This window comes from Mesorhizobium sp. WSM4989 (assembly GCF_029625795.1).
GTDB lineage: Bacteria > Pseudomonadota > Alphaproteobacteria > Rhizobiales > Rhizobiaceae > Mesorhizobium.
Genome location: NZ_JARTVN010000003.1, coordinates 160,787 through 184,042, shown reverse-complemented (window position 1 = coordinate 184,042; position 23,256 = coordinate 160,787). Strand labels below are relative to the sequence as shown.

Genomic DNA, 23,256 nt, shown 5'->3' with positions numbered 1-23,256 from the left:
TCGCTCCTGCTCCGCCCTGGAATGACGAAGCTGCGGGGCCTTCGCTAATCTCCGGCGTCTGCAGGACGCACAGAAGCCAACGATCGCTATCGAAGCTGCTCAGGCCACGTTCTTGCCCGCTCTTGCCTGCACGCCCGGGGCGAAAATCTCCTGGTCGACGAAGGTCAGCGCGCGCACGGCGCAGCCTTCGCGGATCAGCGGCAATTCGTTCGGCTCGGTATCGAAGGAGATCGAGTTTGAATGCTGGCCTCCGGCGGTCTGGCCGATCGCCTCGCGCAGCGCCGGCTCGATCAGGTCAAAGGCGGCGGCGCTGACGCCGACCATGGCGACCGGCGCCGGGTCGATCAGCGCGAACAGGCTGCCAAGGCCGAAGCCCAGCGCCTCCCCGGCCCGGCGATAGGCCTCGCGCTCCGGGCCATCCGTCTCGCGCGCCTTGGCGGCGAGCGCCCGCATGTCGGCGTCGCCGACATCGACCGGCTCGGCGTCCTCGCTCATCTTCATGGCGCTGCGCCAGATGGCGTAGTTGCCGGCATAGGCCTCGACGCAGCCGCGGCGTCCGCAACGGCAGAGCGCGCCGCCCGGACGATGGATCATGTGGCCGAACTCGCCGCCGGAAGAATGCGTGCCGGTGAACAGCTCGCCCTTCAGCACCAGGCCCATGCCGATGCCGTGCGAGAGCAGGATGGCGATGAAATTGTCGCGATAGCGGTCGGGATCGCGCCACTGCAGCGCCACCGCCATCATGTTGCAGTCGTTTTCCATGGTGGCCGGAATGCCGAATTCCTTTTCCAGGATGTCGGCGAAGGGAATGTCGGTCAGCGGCGTGATCGGCGACCATAGCATGGCGCGGGCATGGGAATCGGTGATGCCCTGGATGCCCATGGCGATGCGGGCGACGCTGCCGACGTCGAGGTCCGGATCGTCCAGCCGGCGCCGCACGATCGCCAAGCATTCGCCGATCAGCTCGTTGCGCGGCATGGTGAGCGTATCGAGGCGGCGCTGCTCCTCGGCGATGACCTGACCCGCATAATCAATAACGGCGACCGAGAGGAAATTGAGCGACAGCACCACCGTCACCACCGCCGCCGCCTCCGGCTTGAGCGCGAGGCCCACCTGTGGCCGGCCGCGCTTCAGAGACGCGGTCTCGCTCGGCTTGCTCTCGGCCAGGATGCCTTCCTGGATCAGGTCGGAAGAGATCGCCGAAATGGTCGAATGGCTGAGCCCGGTGGTCGCGGCGATTTCCGTGCGCGACGGTTGGCCGGCCCGGCGCACGGCCGAGAGCACCATGGCGCGGTTGCGCCGGCGCAGATCGTCGTGGCGGATTCCGACCGACATTTTTTCTCCTCCCAGTCAGCGCGGCCTCTCGATCATGCACAGGACTCGGCGACGCGCCAGATCGGTTCAGTCCCGCACGCCGGCACCCGAACCGTCCTGGTCTTACAAGTTTCGGTGGACCGGGCTGCGCCTCCTCCCGAACTGTTCCGCGATAGTGGCAGAAGCGGTCGGCACTGTCATTATTTATTGCGGGTCTCGAAAAAAGTACGTGACCACCTCAAAAACCGTCAGAATTGCAGTTGACAGCGCTTTAGCGTTGGATCAGTATTTTTTCGAGGCTCGAAAAAAAGCCTCATCGCCTTCGGGCCAGTCTGGGTCGCGCCGCGAGGGGCGCAGGGAGGATATCATGAAGAGATTCGCAGCCGCCATTCTGGCGGGCGTCGCCATGTCGTTGACGTTGGCGTCGGTCGCGCAGGCGAAGGACAAGGTGATCGGCGTTTCGTGGTCCAATTTCCAGGAAGAGCGCTGGAAGACCGACGAAGCGGCGATGAAGAAGGCGATCGAGGCCGCCGGCGACAAATATATATCCGCCGACGCACAGTCCAATCCAGGCAAGCAGCTGACCGACGTCGAAAGCCTGATCTCGCAGGGCGCGAATGCGTTGATAATCCTGGCGCAGGACGCCTCCGCCATCGGGCCGGCGGTGCAGAAGGCACTCGACGAAGGCATTCCGGTCGTCGGCTACGACCGCCTGATCGAGAACAAGGACGTGTTTTATCTGACCTTCGACAACAAGGAAGTCGGCCGCATGCAGGCCCGCGAGGTGTTCAAGGCTAAGCCCGAGGGGAATTACGTCTTCATCAAGGGCTCGGGCGCCGACCCGAACGCCGATTTCCTGTTCTCCGGCTCGATGGAAGTGCTGAAGGAAGCCATCGACAGCGGCAAGATCAAGAATGTCGGCGAGGCCTATACCGATGGCTGGCTTCCCGCCAATGCGCAGAAGAACATGGAGCAGTTCCTGACCGCCAACGACAACAAGGTCGACGCGGTGGTGGCGGCCAATGACGGCACCGCCGGCGGCGTCGTCGCGGCTCTGACGGCGCAAGGGCTGGCCGGCACCGTTCCGGTCTCGGGCCAGGACGGCGACCATGCCGCGCTCAACCGCATCGCGCTCGGCAGCCAGACGGTGTCGGTGTGGAAGGACGCGCGCGAGCTCGGCAAGCACGCCGCCGAGATCGCCTCGCAGCTCGCCGACGGCAAGAAGATGACCGACATCGCGGGCGCCAAGGACTTCACGACGCCTGGCGGCAACACCGTCAAGTCGCTGTTCCTGACCCCGGTCGCAATCACCAAGGATAATCTCAACCTCGTCATCGACGCGGGTTGGATCAAGAAGGATGAAGTCTGCGCGGGCGTTGCCGCCGGCAGCGTCGCGGTCTGCAACTAAGCTGGCCGTCAGGTTCAAACGCAGCGCCGCGGCCCGACAGCCGCGGCGTTTTTCCAAAGGCTTTCGGGCGTACTGAAGCCGGAGACCATTGGGGCAGTTCACTGTCCGGCAGGATCGCCGAACTGCTCCAGCCGTTTGTTTCCGCGCAATTCCAGGCGGCCACGCACTTTTCCTGGAATTGCTCTAGCATCGTGGTCCGGCATCGCGCCAGACGGCAAGCCGGTGGGAGGAGATCATGACCGATACGACCTCTGATACGCCGGCCAACCCGGCGGCGGATCGCGCGCGGGCTTCCGAACTCAGCGCCGTCGGGCGCTTCCTCAAGGCGACCGAGCTCGACACCCGCATGCTCGGCATGGTCGGCGCGCTGCTGATCATCTGGATTGGCCTGCATGTCATCTCGAGCCTGCGGCTCGGCGTCAATCCGCTCGATTTCGATAGCCGAACGTTCCTGACGCCGCGCAACCTGTGGAACCTGTCGGTGCAGACCTCGGCCGTGGCCATCATGGCTTCCGGCATGGTGCTGGTCATCGTCATGCGCAACATCGACCTCTCCGTCGGATCCGCCGAGGGTTTGATCGGCATGGTCATGGGCTTTGCCCAAGTGCATTTCCTGGTGCGAATGGTTGGGCTCGAGCTTGGCAATCCCTGGATCTGGGTGCTGGCGCTGTTGATCGGCCTGGCGCTCGGCCTGCTGATCGGCGCCTTCCAGGGCTTCGTCATCGCCTATCTCGAAGTGCCGGCCTTCATCGTGACGCTTGGCGGGCTGCTGGTCTGGCGCGGTGCTGCCTGGTGGGTCACCAGCGGCCAGACGGTGGCGCCGCTCGACGCCACCTTCCAGCTGATGGGCGGCGGACCGGCCGGCTCGATCGGCGCCAGATGGAGCTGGATCGTCGGCGCCGTCGCCTGTTTTGCCGTGGTGTTTGCGCTGTTCAACGGCAGGGTGCAGCGCAAGCGCTTCCGTTTTCCGCTGCGTCCGATCTGGGCCGAGACGCTGCTCGGCGCGGTCACCTGCGCCGTCATCATGGGCGCGGTGTGGCTGGCCAATTCCTATCCGTGGCCGGTCGGCATCGTGAACCGCTACGCCGCCGCCAACAATCTCACGGTCCCCGAAGGCGGCCTGTTCATCGCCCACGGCATCGCCGTTCCGGTGCTGATGGCGATCGCCGTCGGCCTCGTCATGACCTTCATCACCAAGCGCACTCGCTTCGGCCGCTATGTCTTTGCCATCGGCGGCAATCCGGAAGCGGCCAACCTTGCCGGCATCAACACGCGCTGGATCACCATGAAGGTGTTCATGATCATGGGCGTGCTGGCGACGATGGCCGCGGCGATATCGTCGGCGCGGCAGAATTCATCGACCAATGCGCTCGGCACGCTGGACGAGCTCCTGGTCATCGCCGCGGCGGTCATCGGAGGCACCTCGCTCGCCGGCGGCTCGGGAACCGTGCTCGGCGCTATGCTTGGGGCGCTGCTGATGCAGTCACTGCAGTCCGGCATGGTGCTCCTCGGCGTCGATTCGCCGCTGCAAAGCATCGTCGTCGGCGCCGTGCTAGTCATCGCGGTCTGGCTCGACACCATCTACCGCAAGCGGGTGTGAAGGAGGCAGCATCATGGCAGACAAGAACGCTCCCGCCGGCGCCCCGCTGGTCGACATGCGCAACATCTCGATCGCCTTCGGCGGCATTCGCGCCGTCGACGATGCCTCCATCGATCTCTTCCCCGGCGAAGTGGTGGCGCTCCTCGGCCACAACGGCGCCGGCAAGTCGACGCTGATCAAGATACTGTCCGGCGCCTACAAGCGCGATGCCGGGCAGATCTTCGTCAACGGCGAGGAGGCAGCAATCTCCAACCCGCGCGACGCCAAGAAATACGGCATCGAGACGATCTATCAGACGCTGGCGCTTGCCGACAACGTCGACGCCGCCGCCAATCTTTTCCTCGGCCGCGAGCTGATGACCGCCTGGGGCACGCTGGACGACGTCGCCATGGAGGCCGAAACGCGCAAGGTGATGGGCCGGCTCAATCCGCGCTTCCAGCGCTTCAAGGAGCCGGTGATCAAGCTGTCCGGCGGACAGAGACAGTCGGTGGCGATCGCGCGCGCGATCCTGTTCAACGCGCGAATCCTGATCATGGACGAGCCGACGGCAGCGCTCGGCCCCCAGGAGACGGCCCAGGTCGGCGAACTGGTGCGGCAACTCAAGGCCGACGGCATCGGCATCTTCCTGATCAGCCACGACATCCATGACGTGTTCGAGCTGGCGGACAGGGTCTGCGTCATGAAGAACGGCCAGGTCGTCGGTACGGCGCGCACCAGCGACGTGACCCAGGACGAGGTGCTCGGCATGATCATTCTGGGCAAGTGCCCGCCAGGCGCCATGCCAGGCCCGGGAGCGCTGAAAATCGCGGCCTAAGACCATAGATTGGTTGGCTAATTTGCGACTTGTTTGATGAGCCAATCGCGGCGTTGGGTTGGCCTTGCCATTGTATTGGCGCGGAGACTTGCCCATAAAGGTGGCCAACCGTCCATGGGCCGCACCCTGCATTGAAAAAGCTTTTCCCGATCGTCGCCTTCATCGCCGTCGCGCTGATCAGCCTGACGATGGCGGGGTTCGCCTATTTCGCGACCCAGGAGGCGGCACGCATCAAGTTCGAGGGAACCGCCGACGATGCGCTCAACCGCATCGAGAGCCGCATCGACCTGCATCTGTCGCTGCTGCGCTCGACCCAGGCGCTGTTCGATGCTCGTAACGGCGATATCACGCGCGGCGAGTTCAAGGCCTTCCTCACCGCGCTCGACATCGACGACAATTTCGCCGGACTGCGCGGCATCGGCTTCCTGAGGCTGGCCAAGGCCGGCGACGAGGCCACGCTCGAGCGCGACATCCTGCGCGCTCGCGGTTCGGCCCACCCGGTCTATCCGGCAATCACGCAGCAGCAATGGCGCACGCCCATCGTGCTTTTCGAGCCGCTCGATACCTCCAACCAGTCGATCATCGGCTTCGACATGTTCAGCGACCCGGCACGGCGGGCGGCAATCGAGAAGGCCATGGCCGACGACCAGCAGCATGCCAGCGGGCTCGTTCAACTTGGCCAGGGACAAGGGCTGGAGCAGACCTTCCCCGGATTTCTGGTCTTCGTGCGGCTGAACGTGGAAACGGCCCCGGACGTCATCGATGCCAGCCGCTCCTCGACCGCCGGCTTCCTCTACGCCTCCTTCCGCGCACGCGATCTGTTCCAGGTGGCGCTCAGCAAGGCTCCGCTGCTGCCGGTCAACGTCGAAATCTTCGACGGCCAGCCGGGTGCCGACAATCTCCTGTTCCGATCGGAGGCGCCGCCGGCCGAATCGCTCGGCGGAAAGCTGCTGGCGCGCCGGGATATCGTCGTGGCCGGCCGGCCCTGGACCGTCCTGTTTCGGCCGACGAGCGCTTTCGCGCTGCCGTCCTCGCGCGCCATCCCGGTGATGCTCGGGCTGTTCGGCCTGCTGCTCGCCGGGGCGATCGCCTTGGTGGCCCGCTATCAGGAGCGCGCCTACGAGGCGAAGTCGCTGCTGCATGAGGCCACGGAGAAGAGCCTGCTGGAAAAGGAGCTGATCCTGCAGGAGATGAAGCACCGCATCAAGAACTCGATCACCAGGGTGCTGGCGATCGCACGGCAGACTGCTTCGCAGGCCACCGACGTCAAGGAGTTCTCGGCATCATTCTCGGCGCGGCTGCAGGCGATGGCCGCGTCGCAGGACATGCTGACACGCTCGCGCTGGCAGAAGGCGGACCTCGGCGACCTGCTGCGCACGGAGCTTGGGCAGGTGTTCGGCAAAGAGCTTTCCGAAGGCATATTGTCGGGGCCGGAAGTGCTGCTTGACGAGACGACGACGCAGGCGCTCGGCCTGACCTTCCACGAGCTTGCCACCAACGCGCTGAAATATGGCGAGGCCGGCAACTCGGTGGGCGCCCTGAAGGTCGAGTGGCGGGTCGAAGGACGTGGCCGGGAGCGGACGCTGGTGCTCGATTGGCGCGAGGCCGGGCAGAAGAAACTGGAGCCGCCGGCAAAGACCGGTTTCGGCACCAAGCTGATCGATCTCAATGTCACGCGCGAATTGCGCGGTACGATCAAGCGCGACTACCGGGCCGACGGGCTTAAGGTGGAAATCCGAATACCTCTGCCAGGCTGAGCGCCCGTCAGTCAGGGTCCAACGAGGATCTACCCGGGGACCGCTGGTCGGGCCCCCGGGTAGATGACTGTGTCTCGCGGAAAATCAGTTGCAGCGGGCCTTGTATCTCGTGCCGTCAGAGCGGCGATACACGCAATAGCCATTGCGCAGGTTGCGAACCAACAGGCCGGACCCGGCGCCCACAGCCGCGCCGATCAGCGCGCCCCTGCCGCCGCCGACCAAGCCGCCGACGCCGGCGCCGATCAGGCCGCCCCCGACGACGTCCTGCTCGGTCGTGGTGCAGCCGCTGACGGCGACCACGGCAACCATGGCAATGATCATTTTCCGCATAAATAGCTCCTCGCTTTTGTCCTCACTTTCGGCAGTGCCAACCGCCGTTTAGCACGAAAAAACGGGCTTTGCCTGTCCGATCTTATTATCGCTGAAGAGAGTGTCTTACGGGCGTGCCCCGTTTGACGCGACAAGCGCGCCGGAAGTTTCCAGCGACGCGACTAGCCTGCCGTCGGGACGCACGGTCCACAGCAGTTGATCGTAGTCGTCTTCAAGCGCCGGATCGACGGCAAGGCACTCGCCCATGACACGCGGCGTGCGCCCCTGCATGTCGCCCAGCGCAAACGGCCGTTCGGCGATGCAGGCCTCGAAAGTCTCGAAGACGCTGACCGGCACCGACAATTCGCGGCAATCGGTCATGGTGTCCGAGCAGCCAATGACGAGGAGCAAGGCGGCGATGTGTTCCACGGGTCGAATCCTCCCGCCGCAAAGAACGATTGTTGCCGCTCAAAAGTTCCTGCTCGGCGGAGTCGGCGCGCAATGGCGCGTGCCCTTGGCGCCGGCCGGCTGCTCGATTGGAAAGATCAGGCCAGTTGCCAGGCCACCGCCAGCACGAGAGCAGCAACAAGCGCGACGGCGCCGAGGCGAAGCGATGGATGGGAGGAACGGGGCGAGGGCCGTGCTTCGGTGTCCTGGAAGCCGCTCATCGAGACGCGGGCGGCCTGCTCCAGCCTGTTCATATCGGCAATCATCATTCGGTTCCTCCCAAATCGCGGTGTGATTGCGCGGCTGGGTTTGCTCCGTCGCGAGTGGTTCAGCGCCTGACGGGATCGCCGATCCGCTCCAAGGTTTTACGCAACTCGGAAGGGCATTGCGCGCTATCCTGGAGTTGCTTCTGCCGGGGAACACAATCGGATTTTATGGTGAATGGCAGGTTAACGCCTCTCCGGCGGCTGTCTGTTGCCCAAGACGTGGTTGTTCATTCTATCTCGAAATTGCCGCGCGGGATGGTCAGGCGATATTCGAGACGATCGTCGTCGATATCGAGACTGGCGGAGCCGTTCAGCGACGTCGGCACGACGCGTTCGAGGGCGACGCTGCCAAAACGATTTTCGGTGCGCCGACCGGCGCCGATCCTTTCTGTCCAAATCAGCAAAAGGCCAGGCGAAGTCTCGCTGCCGGCCGCGATCCTGGCGCTTACCCTGATCCGTCCGTCAGGCTGCGACAGGGCGCCGTAGCTTACCGAATTCACGGCCAGCTCGTGCATGGCCAGTCCGATATGAAGGGCAGCGTTCGGATTGAGGTAAGGGTTCTCCCCATCGAAACGCAGGCTGCGACTTGGATCGGCGCTATAGCGGCCGACCTGGCCGGACACGAGCTCACGAAGCGCCGCTCCCCGCCAGTTGGAGGATGTCACCAGATCCTGAGACGAGGCGAGCGACTGGATGCGGCCGCGAAAGTGCGTCAGAAAATCGCCGAGCGTCTCCGAGTAGCGTCCGGTCTGGGTGGCTATGCTCTGGATGATGGCCAGAAGATTCTTCGAGCGATGGCTGACCTCTCGCAGCAGCGTCTTCAGCGTCTGCTCGCGGCGCTTCTGCTCCGTCGTCTCGACCATGGTGGTGACGACGCCCTGAACCTCGCCGGAGTCGCTGCGATCGGCATCGATCCAGACATGGAACCAGCGCACGCCGTCACTGTCGGAAATGCCGAGCTCGAGGCGATCCGGGTTGCCGGTTTCAATCACCTTGCGCTTGGCTGCGCCTATGCGCTCGGACTGCGCGGGGGAAAGCGCATCCTTGCCCTCGGCCGTCTCGCAGGCCCACGGGGCGCGCATGTTGCGCGCCCAGACGGTCTTCATTTCACGATCCTGGTAGAGGACCGAAATTCCAGCATTGTGGAGCGCGTGGAGTAGCGCGCGACCCACCTGCATCCCGCTTTCCGCCGGCTGCATCGCGATCACTTCGTCGCTGCGCTCTTGCGTATAGTCCTTCTCTGAGGCCTTGGAACGCATTCGATACTTCCCGCATCCAGGCGCGAACGGCTTACGAGGATTGCTGCCCCGGTCTTGACCTACTGATGCTTATGCTGCCCAAAAGCGGTCCGCCGGACGACATCCTTTTGGGGACATCGCCCGGCGGTGGCTGGAAACCGTTTGAGGGGTGCGGCTTCCAGTGTTCGGCACTCCCCCTGGTCAGGTTCTCCTGACGAGGCCGGCGATGAGTGAGATCACCAGGAAAGCAAGGAAGACGAAGAACAATATCTGCGCGATGCCAGCCGACGTGCCGGCGATGCCGCCGAACCCAAGCGCGCCGGCGATGATCGCGACCACAAGAAAAACGAGCGCCCAGTACAGCATGATATCTCTCCTTCTAACGTCCTGGAAAAAACGTGGCTGGATGGCGTTTGTTCCACCATTTGCGGAAAAAGACGATCCCCTGAAAACGCTTCACGGATGGGACTCCGCGCCTCGCATGAGACCTCAATGATCGGACATGCGGTCAGGCCGCGGCTTTCGCCTGCCGGTCGAAGAACAGCGCCTGACTGATCAGGGCCTTCACCATGTCTGGATTGAAGGGCTTGGTCACCAGAAACGCCGGTTCGGGACGCTCGCCGGTCAACAGGCGCTCAGGGAAAGCGGTGATGAAGATCACCGGCACCGGCGTCGAGGACAAGATCTCGTTGACCGCCTCTATGCCCGAGCTGCCATCGGCGAGCTGGATGTCGGCCAGCACCATTTTCGGACGCGTCTTGCCGAAAACGGCGACCGCCTCGGCGTGCGTGCGGGCGGTGCCGACAACGCGATGGCCGAGGCTTTCGACCATCTCCTCGATGTCCATGGCGATCAGCGGCTCGTCCTCGATGATCAGCACGTCGGTGGCGACCTGGCGGGAAATCTCGCTGCTTGCCTGGGCAAGCAATTCGGAGAACTCCTGTTCGTCGGCATCGAGGATTTCCGCCGCTTCATCCTCGCTGAAACCCTCTACGGCGACCAGCAGGAAAGCCTGCCTCGGCCGCGGCGCGATTGCGTTGAGATTGGCGGCCGCCCGCTGCTCCCAAGCTGTCTGCGCATGCTCTTGCGGCACGCGGATCGCAATCGAAGTGAAAAGCCTGGCAAAGACCTTGTACAACGCAATGCGATCGCTCGATGCCTTGGGGAAAACTTCGGTGTCGGCGATGATGGCCTCCAGCATCGCAGCAACCAGGGCGTCACCGCTTTCCTGCGATCCCGACACGGCGCGCGAGAAACGGCGGAGGAAAGGCAGGTGAGGAGCGATGGTTGCGGACAGGCTCATATTTGACGTCTCCCTCAGATGACGTTGTTTCATTGCAAAGGCTAGACTCACTGGAAGTCCCGGCAAAACCAACGTCGGCTTTCTGAAAAAGTTCCGCCGGGCAGGGAACTAAATTAGGAAGCGGGCGTTTCCGGCTGTGGGATGGGCAACCAGACAAGGGTGCCGCTTGCGTCGTGATCTATGGTTTTAAAGCGGTTTCAGGTGCTGGGACTTAGGGCAAACATGAAAGAAATGTCAAAGAATGCAGTAACTGGCGCCCCGAGCAGGCACCGGAACGGGGGTAGCAGTCCGCTCGGACCGAACTCCGAAATCGCCCGCAAACTCAAGCAATATTACGACGAGCTGGTCTCCGATCAGGTGCCGGATCGATTCGCTCAGTTGCTCAGCCAGCTGGAAAAGGCCGAACCCGCCGAGAAAAAGGACTGAGACATGGCGGCGGTCTCCCAGAGCTTCAAGACCGAGCTGCTCGGCGCGATCCCAAGCCTGCGCGCCTTTGCGGTGTCGCTGACGCAGAATGCCGACAAGGCGGACGACCTCGTCCAGGAAACCCTGGTCAAGGCGTGGGACAAACATGAGAGTTTCCAGCCGGGCACCAACCTCAAGGCCTGGCTGTTCACCATCCTGCGCAACGAATTCTATTCGCAGATGCGCAAGCGCGGTCGCGAGGTGCAGGACAGCGACGGCATCATGACCGCCAGGCTCGCCGTCCACCCGGCCCAGCATGGCCAGCTCGATCTCAAGGATTTTCGCGGCGCGCTGGAGCAGCTGCCGGAGGATCAGCGCGAAGCGATCATCCTGATCGGCGCGTCCGGCTTTTCCTACGAAGAGGCGGCGGAGATCTGCGGCTGCGCGGTGGGCACGATCAAGAGCCGGGTCAGCCGCGCGCGCGCCCGGCTGCAGGACATCCTGAAGATTTCTGGCGAGGACGAATACGGCCCCGACGCGATCTCGGCGCAGGTGACAGGATCAAACGCCGCCTGACACGGACCTCCGGCTCTTCGACGCTACGTCGTCACGCCGCTTTCGCGCGCCTGCAGGCGAGCGCCAGGGCCTGGATCAGATCGTCTCCCGAGTAGGGCTTGGTGACCAGCTTAATCTCGGGAAAAGAGCCTTCGAGATCCTCGGCGTCGGAGTAGCCGGACGCGAAGACGAATGGAATGCCTGCGCTGCGCAGCCGCTCGGCGAAGTCGAGTGTCGAGGTGCCGCCGAGCATCAGGTCGACGATAGCGGCGTCGAACCAGGAAAACCCATCCCGCAGGTCGATTTCAGCCAGGTCGCCAACAATCGTGACCTCGGCGGCCCCTTGGTCGCGGCATAGTTGCTCGACATCCATCGCTATCAGGAATTCGTCTTCCAAGACCAGGATACGCAATCCGTCTAGCAATGGGGGCACGTGGCGGCGACTCCTATAAGGCTGCAGTCATGCGCGGTATTCGGCGCTCTGTCATTTAAAAAAGACATGACCGGCGATGCATTGCGTGAGCGGCGGAACCTCGGTCCGGGTGAAGCGTTTGTATTCGCCCGATCGGGGCAGGGGTTTCGAAGAGGGGTCGAAATGTCCGGCCAGAGCGCATATTCCCTTGCCACCCGCCAATATCCTTGCGGCAAATGCCCGCTGCGGCCGCTGCCAGTCTTTCGCGAATTCGAGAGCCAGGAGCTGTTGTTCGTCAGCGGCTTCAAGAAAGGAGAGCTTGCGGTCGACAAGGGGGCGACCGTGCTGGTCGAAGGCAGCCACAGCGCGCATCTCTACACCATACTTTCAGGCTGGGCATTCCGCTACAAGCTGTTGCCCGACGGGCGGCGGCAAATCCTCAACTATTCCATGCCCGGCGATCTCATCGGCCTGCAAGGCAGCCTAATGGGCGAGATGCAGCATTCCGTCGAGGCCTTGTCGCCGATGCTGCTGTGCGTCTTCGAGCGCGACCAATTGCACGAGCTTTACCGCAACTACCCGGGCCTGGCCTATGACATCACCTGGATGGCGTCGCGCGAGGAGCGCATGCTCGATGAAAACCTGCTGAGCATCGGTCGCCGTTCCGCGCTTGAGCGCACCGCCTATCTTGTCGCCTTCATCTCCAGCCGTGCCCGGGGGGCGGGCCTGAACGGCAAGCGGCCGGTGCAGATCCCGATCACGCAGCAGCATATCGCCGATACGCTCGGCCTTTCGCTGGTGCATACCAACAAGACGATCCGCAAGCTGATGGACCGTAAGCTGATCATTTGGCGTGACGGTGGTTGCGAGGTTCTCAGCCATGAGGGGCTGACGGAGTTGGCCGGCTGGCAAGGTTTGGGTGAGGAGCGCAGACCGCTGATCTGACGACGAGCCGGACCGGCAGAACGGAACCCCGGTCTCGGCCAAGCGTTGAAATGGAAGCAAACATAAGGAGTTACGCAATGGCGACCGCCGCAGGCAGATCCGCAACAGACACTCCCCCCAGCGCCGACCTCGAAGCCGACATCCGGCAGTTGAAGGCCGATATCGAAGAGCTCACCAGGCAATTGGCCAAGACCCGGGACGACAGTTACGGGGCAGCGCGCCGCGCGGCCGCCGAAGGCGTCGAGCAGCTGCGCGCGCACGGCGAGGCAGCGTTCGAAAGCATGCGCGGAAGCGCTCAGGATTTGGAAGCGCAGTTGATAGCCAGCGTTCGCGAAAAGCCGGTGACGTCGCTGGCGATTGCGGCGGGAGTAGGTTTCCTGTTCGCGCTGCTGTCGCGCCGCTAGCAGCCCTCAAATGGGGACGCTGGTTTCGCTTATTTCCGGCCTTGCTTCCGGCGAGGCGGTGGCGGCCTTGCAAAGAGCGCGGCTGACCGCAATCCTCTACGGACTTGCCGGTGTTTTTGCCCTGTGCGGCGTCGGTTTCCTCATCGGCGCGGCCTATATCTGGCTGGCGGCGCGCTACGGGCCGCTAGCGACCAGCCTCGGCTTCGGCATCGGCTTCCTGGTGATCGCCGGGCTGATTGTCGTGATCCACAAGTTGACAACCAGCATGCGGGCGCGGCGGCGCGCGCGAAGGCGAAAGACCGACATGACGGCGGTTGGCGTAACCGCGGCGCTCGCGTTGCTCCCGGCGCTCGCGAAAAGCAAGGGCGGCCTGGGCACGCTTCTCGCGCCCGCGATCGCGCTCGCCGCCTACGCCATCTACCGCGAGAACGTGAAGGCTGGGCCTCGAGAAAAGGATCGCAGCGAAACGCCATAGGCGCGGCAAGCCGGTCGAGGCGGCCGACCGTTGCCGGATGATTGGGAACTTTCGCGGAAAGGGTCCGTTACCCGACCATGCCGTGCTCGGCGTGCCCGCCCCCACACCTGGAGACCGACCATGCCCAAGACCGTTCCTGAAAACGAAGCCCGCCAGGGGCATTGGGGCTGGCATGCGCTCAGGATTCTCGTCGCCGGGCTGCTGCTGGTATTCATCGCCTGGGGCGTAGCCGAGATTTATGGCGTGCTGATCAAAGAGCCGAGCACCGAGCAGCAGCACGTCCCACAACCTCCAGGGACCGAGCAGGCGCCTGCTCCCAGCGGTCAAACGCAGTAGTTTTGGAGTCTTGGCTCCATTCAGGCTGCCTTTGCCTGCGCGCTGCTTCTAGGGACCAGCACGTTAAGGGTCGCTGGATGGATTTCGACCGTGGTTTCGCGTTCCAGCTTGACCAACTCTCCGTCCATCACCGCCTTGAACTTTGTCGGCGAGGAATGAATTTTCAGCACGGCCTTGTCAGCCTGGTGGATCTCGACATGTTCGCTTTGGCGCCACCGGCCGCGCAGCATGGCAAGCAGCAATTTTACCAAGTCACGGCGCCGGCGCGCAACGCTGACGTAGATGCCAAGCACGCCGCCGGCCGGATTGTCCGCATAAGGCAGATGACCCTCGCCGAACAGGTTGTTGCTGATGCCAATTCCGGTCGCGCGGGTGATGATGTCGGTCTTGCCGATGGTCAAGGTCACCTTGAGGGTGCGCGGGTTCTTGATCGTTGCCCATGCGGCGCGAACCGACGCCCGCATCTTTCCCAGCCGCGAGCCAAAATCCATCTTCTCGCGGAGCTGGACCATTCTGGCATGCATGCCGATTGAAAATTGATGCACGAAGGGACGGCCATTCGCGGTCGCCATATCGACCGCCTTGACCTCGCCGTCGGTAAAGGCCTTCAAGGCGGCTTCCAGTGTCTGGGGGATGCCAAGGCTGCGCGCGAAAAGGTTCATCGTACCAGCCGGCAATATGGCCAACGCCTTCTTCTTGTTCATCAGAAGCGAGGCGGCGGTGGACACCGTTCCGTCGCCGCCTCCGGCGAGCACGACATCGACGTTGCGCCTGGCTATGGCCTTTTCCAAAGCCGTAGCGATTTCGCCGCCCGCAACGATGTCGATCTGAACCGAATGGCCAGCCGCTTCCAGAAGCTCGCGGACCCGGTCGGCAAAGGCTGCAACATCGGTCGTGCGCAGGGTGCCCCCGTCCTTGTTCAGCACCGCAGCAAACCGCATGCCCCTCTCCGTCCTGCTATTGTTAGGCCAAAAACGAGCTCTCAGCCGGAGGCTGAAACGGAAAGGGGCCGCCGAAGGTTCCGCGTCAGGGAGCAAGTCAAGCGCCGTGGACGGGCGCCGTTTGGAACAAGGCTCCCCTCACGACGTTGTGAAATCGTGGAATATTGCCGCGCTCGCCCTTGCGTTGTGCGAGGCCGCGAACGCGGCGCGTAGGAAATCAGGCACGAGGAGAGACGATCATGATCCGCACTCTTTTTGCAACGACCGCGCTTGCAACCCTCCTAGCAACCGGGGCCTTTGCGCAGAACACAACGCCTGCACCGGCGCAGGCGCCCGAAACCCCCGCGCCCGCCGCCGAGACCCAAGCTCCAGTAGTACGTGCAGACGGGGCGCTGATGACCAATATCATCGGTGAATCCGTCTATAATGGGACCGGCGACGATGCCGAAGACATCGGCAAGGTCGACGACGTCGTTTTCGATGCAAGCGGCAACGTAAAATCCGTCATCATCGGCGTCGGCGGCTTTCTTGGCGTCGGCACCAAGGATGTCGCCTTCGATTACAACAAGCTGGAATGGGCCGAGAAGAACGGCGACCGCTGGCTCGTAGCGAAGACGACCAAAGACGAGCTGAACGCGCAGGCGGCCTTCGATCGCAAGGCCTATGATCTGGCCCCGGCGCAAACGACCGATGCCACGCAGCCAGCGACCACCGACACCGGAACGGCGCAAGCGCCCGCTCAGCCGGCCCAGCCGGTAGAGAAGGCTGAAGGCAATCTCGCCACCAACATCATGGGCGAGTCGGTCTATAACGGCACCGCCGACGACGCCCAAAAGATCGGCGACGTCAACGACATCGTTCTTGCCAAGGACGGCAAGGCCGAATCCCTCGTGATCGGCGTCGGCGGCTTCCTGGGCATTGGCGAGAAGAATGTTACCTTCGACTTCGCCAAGGCCAAATGGGCGGAGAAGAATGGCGATCGCTGGTTGATCGCCGAGACGACGAAGGAAGAACTGGAGGCCCAGCCGGACTTCAACCGCAAGGCTTATGATCCGGCGCCGGCCGCAGCCACCACGGCTTCGAACACTGCTCCGGCAACTACCACCCCTGCCGTGACCTCGTCCGACACCACGGCCGACAAGGAGGCCAAACCGGCTCAGCCGGCCCAGACGACGGCTGAGACCAAGCCCGCGGCGCCGGCTGCGAATACGACGGCTGAGAACAAGCCGGCCGATACCGGCACAGCCGCCACCGACACGACCAAGACAGCCTCGATCGACAAATCGACGTTGAACGAAATGCCGATGGGCAACATCAGAGTCGACGACCTGAAGGGCACCACGGTATACGGCGCCAACGATGTCGAGATCGGCGAGATTGGCGATGTCGTGCTGACGCCCGACAACAAGCCGGATGCGGTGGTTATCGATGTCGGCGGTTTCCTCGGCATCGGCGAGAAGGAAGTCGCCCTCGGCATGGATAAGCTGAAGTTCATGACCGACAAGGACGGCAACAAGTATCTCTACACCAACTTCACCAAGGAGCAGTTGGAGGCGCAGGCAGCCTACGACAAGAGCTCCTATGCCGCAAACCGCGACAAGCAGAGGATGGTCCTGCAGTAAGGGACCAGGCAGCGGGCAGCAGGCAGCAGGGAATACGCGTTTCGCTATTCCCTGCTGCCTGCTGTCTTGCTCACGTGGCCGGCCACTCCGTCCTTTGTCAGCTCCGCCAGCGCGAGTGATTGGTCGAGATGGTTGGCGCGCCAGGTGAGCATCTTCTCGGCGAGTTCCACGCGCACCGGCAGATAGGCGGGGTCGTGCGCGACGTTGCTCAACTCGTCTGGATCGCTAGCCAGGTCGAAGAGAAGCGGCGGCAGGCCGCCGCCGAAATGGACATATTTGAAAGCCTCGGTGCGAAGGACGGCAAGGTTGCAGTCGCGTGATCCGATGCCGAAATGCCGCTCGGCTTCGCCGTCGGCGACCGAGCGGAAATCGAATTCCCAGTGCGCCGCGTCGCGCCAGTCGGCCGGCTCCTCGCCGTCGAGCCAGGACGCCAGCGACCTGCCGTCGAGGTGCGGTTCGGGTGCTGCGCCGATGAGGTCGAGCAAGGTCGGGAAGACGTCCACCGCCTCGGTGAAACGATCGATGGAAGCGCCGGCCGCATTTGTCCGGCGCGGATCGCGCACGATCAGCGGAATGTGGTAGCTGGCGTCGAAGAAGCCGCCTTTGCCAAGCATGAAGTGGTCGCCCATCATCTCGGCATGGTCGGAGGTGAGCACAACCACAGTGTCATCCCAACTGCCGGCCGCCTTCAGCGCTTCCCAGATGCGGCCGAGCTGCGCGTCGAGCTCGGAGATCATGCCGTAGTAAAGCGCACGGATCCGGCGGAAATTCTCCTCGCTCCAATCCCGCACCTTGCCCTCGGCGCCGGGAACGAACTTCGTCCGCTTCTGCAGGCCAAGATCGTATGCGAGGTAGGGGTGGCTTTGCGCCTCGGCCTGCCAGTTCGCCGCGCGGCGGAAAGCGGGGCCGTCGGCCGGGTCGTACATGGTGTTGTAGGGCTGCGGCACGATGAAAGGCGGGTGCGGGCTGATGAAGGAGATGTGCCCGAACCACGGCGCCGCCTGCTCCTGTTCGCCAAGCCAGCGGATGAATTCGCCGGCCAGGAAAGCCGCCGGCGTCTGGTCCTTCGAATAGACCGGCGGCGCGTTGCTTACATCATCGCCGACCTTGCCCTGCTTGCCAGCCGGACGATGGATGCCCGATATCCCGGTGCTCGTGTCGATGCCTTGCGTCCGCAGCCAGGACAGCCACTGCTTCTGATGTTCGGGCAGCAACTGCCGGACGCTGAAGCCGGGCAGCACGCCTTCATAACTCCTCAGCCGCGGATCGTCGGCCGCAAGCCGGCGCGGATCCGGCGCGACATCGGTATAACCGAACAGCGTGGGGTCATAACCCACCGCGCGTGCGGAAAGCGCGATGTTACCGTGGCGGGCGTCGAGCGGCGAGCCGTTGCGGCAGACCCGGTTGTTCATCTGATAGAGGCCGGTGTAGAGGCAGGCGCGCGCCGGCGAGCAGGGCGCCGCTCCACCGTAGTGGCGCCGGAACAGCACGCCCTCGGCCGCGAGCGCATCCACATGCGGCGTTTTCACCACCGGATGTCCCGCCGCCGACAGACAATCGCCGCGCCACTGGTCGCAGGTGATGAGAAGAACATTCGGGCGACTCACTCGGTTGTCCAAACTCTTCTCCTCAAGACGGTGCGCCCGCTCATGGAGCCGAATTTCCCGATCGGCGCAAGGAGGCAGCTTCATCAATTGGTGAACATCGGTCTTCTGGCCGTTCACTTTTGTGATACAGTCCATTCTGAGTTTGGTCGCTTTGCCGGGCCAGGCGCTATCCTCATATTGCGGTGGACAGCGGCAAGGGCCGCAGCAAGGATAGGGAAGGAGCAAGACCATGCTCAATCAGATCAAGGGCCTGCATCACGTTACCTCGATGGCAAGCGATGCGCGCCGCAACAATGAGTTCTTTACCAAGAAGCTCGGCCTGCGCCGGGTGAAGAAGACCGTCAATTTCGACGCACCGGACGTCTATCACCTCTACTATGCCGACGAGTTCGGCACGCCGGGCTCGGTGATGACCTATTTCCCGTTCCCCGACATCGGCAAGGGCCGGCATGGGGTGGGTGAGGTCGGCACCACCGTCTTCTCAGTGCCGGAAGGCACGCTCGGCTATTGGGAAAAGCGCTTCGCCGACGAGGGCGTCAGCGGTGTTGGCCGCAGCGAAAGCTTCGGCGAGAAGCGGCTTGCCTTCACGGGCCCCGACGGCGACAGTTTTGCGCTGGTCGAAGACAAGGCCGACGGCAGAGCGCCCTGGGTGAAGGGCGGCGTCCCCGTCGATGAGGCGATTCGCGGCTTCCACTCGGTCGCGCTGAGACTGAAGGACGGCGGCGCCACCGAGGAGCTGCTGAAGTTCATGGGCTATGAAGAGGTCGACAAGTCCGGCAACGTCCGCCGGATGGCGATCAAGAACGGCAACGGCGCCGACGTCGTCGACATCGAATCGCTGCCGGGCGCCGGCTTTGCCAATCTCGGCGCCGGCTCGGTGCACCATGTCGCCTTCGCGGTCGAGAATCGCGCGCGGCAGCTCGAAGTGCGCAAGGCACTTGTCGACACGGGTTACGGCGTGACGCCGGTCATCGATCGCGACTATTTCTGGGCGATCTATTTCCGCACGCCGGGCGGCGTGCTGTTCGAGGTGTCGACCAACGAGCCGGGCTTCAACCGCGACGAGGACACCGCGCATCTCGGCGAGGCGCTGAAGCTGCCGACGCAGCATCAGCATCTGAGACCCTATCTCGAACAGCATCTCCAGAAGCTGGAAGACTGACGCCATGAGCAAGGACGCCTACATCCACAAAGTGCTGCCCGGTTCGCCGGGCAGCGCGCTGTTGTTCGTCTTCCACGGCACCGGAGCTGACGAGAACCAGCTTCTGTCCTTCGGTCGCGAGCTCGCGCCTTCGGCGACGTTAGTCTCGCCGCGCGGCGATGTGTCGGAGCAAGGTGCCGCCCGTTTCTTCCGCCGCACCGGCGAAGGCGTCTACGACATGGACGACCTCGCGCGGGCGACGGCCAAGATGGCCGGCTTCGTCAAGGCGCATGTCGAGGCGGCAAAGCCCTCGGCAGTGTTCGGCCTCGGCTATTCCAACGGCGCCAACATCCTGGCCTCGGTGGTGTTCGCCGAGCCAGGACTGTTCGATGCCGCGGCGCTGATGCATCCGCTGATCCCGTTCGAGCCGCAGGTGCAGGGCAGCCTTGCCGGGCGCCGCATCCTGATCACGGCCGGCAGGCGCGACCCGATCTGCCCGCCGAACCTGACAACGCGGCTGGAGGCCTATTTGCGCGCCGACGGGGCCAATGTCACAGTGGAATGGCACGACGGCGGGCACGAGGTGCGGCCGAATGAAATCGAAGCCGCGCGGCGGCTGTTCGCCCTCACGCCCGCCAGCGAAGGAGGCGCAAAAAATGGCTGACCAACTGCCCGAGATTGAACTGGAAGATCGCGACTCCAAGGGTCGCTACCTGCTGCGCGGACCGGGCGGCGCCGAGGCCGAAATGACCTTCACCAAGATCGGCGAGCACCAGCTCATCATCGATCACACCGAGGTGCCGGATGTCTTTCGCGGCCAGGGCGCCGGGCTTCGCCTGGTAACCCGCGCCGTCGAGGACGCGCGCGCGGCGGGCAAGAAGATAATCCCGCTCTGCCCCTTCGCCAACGCCCAGTTCCGCCGCCATCCGGAATGGGCCGACGTGCTGAAGCGGTAAGCGCGGCGCTCCCTTCTCCCTTGTGGGAGAAGGTGTCGCCGAAGGCGACGGATGAGGGGAGTTCCGGGGGAAAACCGACGTCTCACTCCGCTGCAGCGCCCTAAACCGTCTCGGCGCTGCGCGCCGATCCACCGCCCGGGGGCGAGCGACGCGTCTCGCCCCGTCCTTCGGAGCCCGTAAGGGGAGAAGGAAGAGAGCCGCCCAGCCATAAATGCGAACACGCGTCTGGCATTTGCGCAGTTCGGCCATCTTGCCTAATTAGACAGATCACCTGAGATTCTCCCGCCCTGATCCGCCACCTCAAAAAGCGAATGGCCTGATGACCGAATCCGACCTCATTCCCGTTTTCGACGGCCACAACGACACGCTGCTGAGGCTCTACCAGTCGAACGAAGCGGATGTCGAAAAGCTGTTCATCGAGGGCACGCCGGGCGGTCACATCGACATGCCGCGCGCAAAAAAGGGCGGTTTTGCCGGCGGCATGTTCGCGATCTTTCCGCCGCCGATCGAAAAGACCAAGCGCAGCGCCGTGCCGCCGGCGCCGAGCGACAATGAACCACTGCCACCGGAACTGCCGCGCGCCGAGGCGGTCACTTCGACCATCGGCATGGCCTCGATCCTGTTCAGGCTGGAGCGCGCCGGCGCGCTCACCGTCTGCCGCAGCGCCGGTGATGTGCGCGAGGCGATGGCGAATGGCTCGCTCGCCGCGGTGTTCCATATCGAAGGCGTCGAGGCGATCGATCCCGAGCTTGCCATGCTCGACGTGCTCCATGCCGCCGGGCTCCGCTCGCTGGGGATCGTCTGGAGCCGGCCGAACGCCTTCGGCAACGGCGTCCCGTTCCGCTTTCCCTCGTCGCCCGATACCGGGCCGGGCCTGACCGACGCCGGCAAGGCGCTGGTCAAGGCGTGCAACCGGCTCAGGATCATGATCGACCTCTCGCATCTCAACGAGAAGGGTTTTCGCGATGTCGCCGCGCTCAGCGATGCGCCGCTGGTCGCGACCCACTCCAACGTGCATGCGATCTGCGGCCATTCGCGCAACCTCACCGACTGGCAGCTCGGCGCGATCCGCGAAACGGGCGGCATGGTGGGCCTGAACTTCGCCACCGGCTTCCTACGCGAGGACGGCCGTATGAATGCCGACACCAGCCTCGACATCATGCTGCGCCACATCGAGTCGCTGTTGCAGGCGCTGGGCGAGGACGGTGTGGGTCTCGGATCCGATTTCGACGGTGCCATGATCCCGGCGGTGATCGGCGACGTGGCAGGCCTGCCGAAGCTCCTCGACGCGCTCGCCGCTCGCGGCTTCGGGCGCGCGCTGATCGAGAAGATCGCTTTTCGGAACTGGCTGCGTGTCCTTGAAAGGACGATCGGATAAAGTGACAATCTTGGACGTTCGGAATTGGGCCAGAACGCTCCCCCAACGTCGTCATCTTAGGGCGAAGCAGGAGCGCAGCTCCGTCGCGCTGCGGGCTGACGCACCCAAGCGCTTTAGCCATTCCTTGCCGACACCGCGGTCGCGGATGATCGGCAAGGGGTCTTCATGGTCGAGCCGGGCGCAGATGCGGTAGACTTCCAGCGTCTCGGCATCCATCTCGCCGCGCTTGAAGAAGAACATCGCCGCCGCATAGCGGGTGCGGCCGGACCACATCTCGCCGAGCGGCGTGTTGACCAGCTGCCACTGCTCGGCCGCTTCCGCCTCCGCGTCCAGCCTGTCCGCATCCCCTTCCACGTCAAAAGTCCGCCGGCGGGTTGGCGGTGCGGCGATCGAGCTTGATGAACGGCCGCGGCACTACTTTCGCCCGCTTCATCAGCTTCTGGTATCGCAGCTCGCGCAAGGCGTAGATCTCGACCCAGAGGTCGTCGACGACCGTATCGCCATAAGGCCGTTGCAAGGAGGCGATGGCGATGTTGCGCTTGGCCATGGGCGACCACATCGCCGCGCTGACGAGCCCAACCTCCCGGCTCTTCTTCCAGTAGACGATGGCGTGCTCGGCCGGGAGGTTGCCTTCGATCTCCAGCCCGACCAGCACATGGCGCAGCTGCTTCTTCGCCCGCGCTTCGAAGATGGGGCGGCGGCCGTTGAAGTGGCCTTTGTCCGGATCGACCATGAAGCCGAGGCCGATCTCGTCCGGCATGCGCAGGCGGTCGGCACGGATGGCGTGCTCGGCAGTGGTGAAGTCGGCATTGGCGACGATCAGCCCGGCTTCGAGCCGCGCCCGGTTCAGCGCCGTGTAGCCGATGGCGCGGATGCCGCGCACCTCGCCCGCCGCCATCAGCCGGTCCCATAGGCTCAACGCCTTGTCCGCCGGCACGAACAGCTCGTAGCCGAGATCGCCGGTGAAGCCGGTGCGCGAGACGGTGACGGCAGCGCCGTCATGCGCGAAGTCGGCGAGGTCGAAAACCTTCAGCCGCTCGATGCCGGCAAAGCCGGCGTCGCGCAGGATGGCGAAGGAGGTTGGGCCTTGCAGCGCGAGCCCGGCGACCGCTTCGGTTTCTTCCTCGACGCTCACCTGATAGCCGATGGCACTGTCGAGCAGCCAGGGCAGATGCCGCTCCTGCGAGCACAGCCGAAAGCGCGTCGGCGACAGCCGGAACAGCGTGCCGTCATCGAGGACGGAACCCTCGTCGTCGCACCAGGCGGTGTAGTGGACGCGGCCCGGCTTCAGCCTAGTCACGTCGCGCAGCGTCACACGGTCGAGATAGGCTTCAGCGTCCGGACCCTCGATCCGGTATTTCGTCATCGGCGAGATGTCGAAGAGTGCCGCCTGGCTGCGAATGGCAAAATATTCCAGCTCCTCGTCCCAGAGCGAATGCGGCGCGCGGTAGCCGGCCCAATTGTACCAGTCGTTTGTCAGCGCCAGCGCGTCGATGCGCGGCTGGAAAGGTGTGCCAAGCCGAAGCGTGCGGAAGTGGGATTGCGCAAGGGTGCGAGCGGAATTGATTTTCACATGACGGTTCATGTCGGCCCGTAGAGCGCTGCGTTTGTGAATGGCGAAAT

Annotated in this window: 27 protein-coding genes; 15 read left to right on the top strand and 12 right to left on the bottom strand. The window is 63.9% G+C overall.

The annotated features are described in order from the left end of the window. Nucleotides 1-99: 99 nt before the first annotated feature. Nucleotides 100-1,335: an ROK family transcriptional regulator gene (locus P9217_RS25685; RefSeq protein WP_127324921.1), complete on the bottom strand. Its 1,236-nt coding sequence runs from the start codon at nt 1,333-1,335 to the stop codon at nt 100-102. 346 nt (nt 1,336-1,681) lie between these two features. Between P9217_RS25685 and xylF the strand changes: the two genes are divergently transcribed. The 4 genes from xylF (at nt 1,682) to P9217_RS25665 (ending at nt 6,893) form a co-directional block, all read left to right on the top strand. Continuing rightward, on the top strand, nt 1,682-2,722 hold the full coding sequence (gene xylF, locus P9217_RS25680) for a D-xylose ABC transporter substrate-binding protein (protein WP_278087960.1): 1,041 nt from the start codon (nt 1,682-1,684) through the stop codon (nt 2,720-2,722). Nucleotides 2,723-2,957: 235 nt separating this feature from the next. Next, nucleotides 2,958-4,322 (top strand): sugar ABC transporter permease, encoded by a 1,365-nt coding sequence (locus P9217_RS25675; protein WP_278087961.1) that lies wholly within the window; start codon nt 2,958-2,960, stop codon nt 4,320-4,322. 13 nt (nt 4,323-4,335) lie between these two features. Then, a complete protein-coding gene (locus P9217_RS25670) occupies nt 4,336-5,136 on the top strand; it encodes an ATP-binding cassette domain-containing protein (RefSeq protein ID WP_278087962.1) in 801 nt (266 codons plus the stop codon). 131 nt (nt 5,137-5,267) lie between these two features. Beyond that, nucleotides 5,268-6,893 (top strand): CHASE domain-containing protein, encoded by a 1,626-nt coding sequence (locus P9217_RS25665; protein WP_067319280.1) that lies wholly within the window; start codon nt 5,268-5,270, stop codon nt 6,891-6,893. An 84-nt stretch (nt 6,894-6,977) separates the two neighbouring features. Here the strand turns inward: P9217_RS25665 and P9217_RS25660 are convergent, their stop codons facing one another. From P9217_RS25660 to P9217_RS25635, 6 genes are all read right to left on the bottom strand, one after another. Further along, nucleotides 6,978-7,223 (bottom strand): YMGG-like glycine zipper-containing protein, encoded by a 246-nt coding sequence (locus tag P9217_RS25660; protein ID WP_067319279.1) that lies wholly within the window; start codon nt 7,221-7,223, stop codon nt 6,978-6,980. A gap of 105 nt (nt 7,224-7,328) precedes the next feature. Further along, nucleotides 7,329-7,631: a hypothetical protein gene (locus tag P9217_RS25655; RefSeq protein WP_067319277.1), complete on the bottom strand. Its 303-nt coding sequence runs from the start codon at nt 7,629-7,631 to the stop codon at nt 7,329-7,331. A gap of 116 nt (nt 7,632-7,747) precedes the next feature. Beyond that, a complete protein-coding gene (locus tag P9217_RS25650; protein ID WP_164747034.1) occupies nt 7,748-7,918 on the bottom strand; it encodes a hypothetical protein in 171 nt (56 codons plus the stop codon). Nucleotides 7,919-8,142: 224 nt separating this feature from the next. After that, a complete protein-coding gene (locus P9217_RS25645; RefSeq protein WP_278087963.1) occupies nt 8,143-9,174 on the bottom strand; it encodes a sensor histidine kinase in 1,032 nt (343 codons plus the stop codon). Between the two features lie 180 nt (nt 9,175-9,354). Further along, nucleotides 9,355-9,519, bottom strand: coding sequence for a DUF1328 domain-containing protein (locus tag P9217_RS25640; RefSeq protein ID WP_067002119.1), 165 nt, complete (start codon nt 9,517-9,519; stop codon nt 9,355-9,357). Between the two features lie 142 nt (nt 9,520-9,661). Then, nucleotides 9,662-10,456: a response regulator gene (locus tag P9217_RS25635; protein ID WP_067002122.1), complete on the bottom strand. Its 795-nt coding sequence runs from the start codon at nt 10,454-10,456 to the stop codon at nt 9,662-9,664. A 222-nt stretch (nt 10,457-10,678) separates the two neighbouring features. On the opposite strand from P9217_RS25635, the gene P9217_RS25630 reads away from it, so the two are divergent. Next, nucleotides 10,679-10,882, top strand: a complete 204-nt coding sequence (locus P9217_RS25630) for a NepR family anti-sigma factor (protein WP_067319677.1) — start codon at nt 10,679-10,681, stop codon at nt 10,880-10,882. A gap of 3 nt (nt 10,883-10,885) precedes the next feature. Then, complete coding sequence (locus tag P9217_RS25625; protein ID WP_040973662.1) at nt 10,886-11,437, top strand: RNA polymerase sigma factor; 552 nt, start codon at nt 10,886-10,888, stop codon at nt 11,435-11,437. Between the two features lie 31 nt (nt 11,438-11,468). Here P9217_RS25625 and P9217_RS25620 read toward each other — a convergent pair whose 3' ends face one another. Continuing rightward, complete coding sequence (locus P9217_RS25620; protein WP_336618911.1) at nt 11,469-11,813, bottom strand: response regulator; 345 nt, start codon at nt 11,811-11,813, stop codon at nt 11,469-11,471. Between the two features lie 198 nt (nt 11,814-12,011). On the opposite strand from P9217_RS25620, the gene P9217_RS25615 reads away from it, so the two are divergent. The 4 genes from P9217_RS25615 to P9217_RS25600 all read left to right on the top strand — a co-directional run bounded on the left by P9217_RS25615 (nt 12,012) and on the right by P9217_RS25600 (nt 13,988). Then, the gene (locus P9217_RS25615) at nt 12,012-12,773 is read left to right on the top strand and encodes a Crp/Fnr family transcriptional regulator (protein WP_095799844.1); all 762 of its coding nucleotides are present in this window, start codon (nt 12,012-12,014) and stop codon (nt 12,771-12,773) included. 77 nt (nt 12,774-12,850) lie between these two features. After that, nucleotides 12,851-13,177, top strand: a complete 327-nt coding sequence (locus P9217_RS25610; protein ID WP_095778215.1) for a DUF883 family protein — start codon at nt 12,851-12,853, stop codon at nt 13,175-13,177. Between the two features lie 10 nt (nt 13,178-13,187). Then, nucleotides 13,188-13,652 carry a phage holin family protein gene (locus P9217_RS25605; protein ID WP_095799845.1) on the top strand — a complete coding sequence of 155 codons (465 nt, stop codon included), beginning with the start codon at nt 13,188-13,190 and terminating at the stop codon, nt 13,650-13,652. A gap of 120 nt (nt 13,653-13,772) precedes the next feature. Further along, nucleotides 13,773-13,988: a hypothetical protein gene (locus tag P9217_RS25600; RefSeq protein WP_067002134.1), complete on the top strand. Its 216-nt coding sequence runs from the start codon at nt 13,773-13,775 to the stop codon at nt 13,986-13,988. 20 nt (nt 13,989-14,008) lie between these two features. Here the strand turns inward: P9217_RS25600 and P9217_RS25595 are convergent, their stop codons facing one another. Further along, entirely contained in the window at nt 14,009-14,929 is a 921-nt protein-coding gene (locus tag P9217_RS25595; protein WP_095799846.1) for a diacylglycerol kinase family protein, read from the bottom strand. 239 nt (nt 14,930-15,168) lie between these two features. Between P9217_RS25595 and P9217_RS25590 the strand changes: the two genes are divergently transcribed. Beyond that, a complete protein-coding gene (locus tag P9217_RS25590) occupies nt 15,169-16,551 on the top strand; it encodes a PRC-barrel domain-containing protein (RefSeq protein WP_278087964.1) in 1,383 nt (460 codons plus the stop codon). 44 nt (nt 16,552-16,595) lie between these two features. Here P9217_RS25590 and P9217_RS25585 read toward each other — a convergent pair whose 3' ends face one another. Next, nucleotides 16,596-18,158, bottom strand: a complete 1,563-nt coding sequence (locus P9217_RS25585) for an alkaline phosphatase family protein (RefSeq protein WP_278087965.1) — start codon at nt 18,156-18,158, stop codon at nt 16,596-16,598. Between the two features lie 229 nt (nt 18,159-18,387). Here P9217_RS25585 and P9217_RS25580 point away from each other — a divergent pair, with 229 nt between their 5' ends. The 4 genes from P9217_RS25580 to P9217_RS25565 all read left to right on the top strand — a co-directional run bounded on the left by P9217_RS25580 (nt 18,388) and on the right by P9217_RS25565 (nt 21,633). After that, on the top strand, nt 18,388-19,320 hold the full coding sequence (locus P9217_RS25580) for a VOC family protein (RefSeq protein ID WP_278053361.1): 933 nt from the start codon (nt 18,388-18,390) through the stop codon (nt 19,318-19,320). A gap of 4 nt (nt 19,321-19,324) precedes the next feature. After that, nucleotides 19,325-19,963 carry an alpha/beta hydrolase gene (locus tag P9217_RS25575; protein ID WP_278087966.1) on the top strand — a complete coding sequence of 213 codons (639 nt, stop codon included), beginning with the start codon at nt 19,325-19,327 and terminating at the stop codon, nt 19,961-19,963. After that, entirely contained in the window at nt 19,956-20,255 is a 300-nt protein-coding gene (locus P9217_RS25570) for a GNAT family N-acetyltransferase (protein ID WP_278087967.1), read from the top strand. Before P9217_RS25575 ends, P9217_RS25570 begins: the two co-directional genes overlap by 8 nt. Before the next feature lie 319 nt (nt 20,256-20,574). Continuing rightward, a complete protein-coding gene (locus P9217_RS25565; protein WP_278087968.1) occupies nt 20,575-21,633 on the top strand; it encodes a dipeptidase in 1,059 nt (352 codons plus the stop codon). A gap of 51 nt (nt 21,634-21,684) precedes the next feature. On the opposite strand, the gene P9217_RS25560 is transcribed toward P9217_RS25565, so the two are convergent. Both P9217_RS25560 and P9217_RS25555 read right to left on the bottom strand, forming a co-directional pair. Continuing rightward, entirely contained in the window at nt 21,685-21,906 is a 222-nt protein-coding gene (locus P9217_RS25560; RefSeq protein ID WP_278088026.1) for a hypothetical protein, read from the bottom strand. Nucleotides 21,907-21,988: 82 nt separating this feature from the next. Continuing rightward, nucleotides 21,989-23,218 carry an aminomethyltransferase family protein gene (locus P9217_RS25555; RefSeq protein ID WP_278087969.1) on the bottom strand — a complete coding sequence of 410 codons (1,230 nt, stop codon included), beginning with the start codon at nt 23,216-23,218 and terminating at the stop codon, nt 21,989-21,991. Nucleotides 23,219-23,256: the final 38 nt, after the last annotated feature.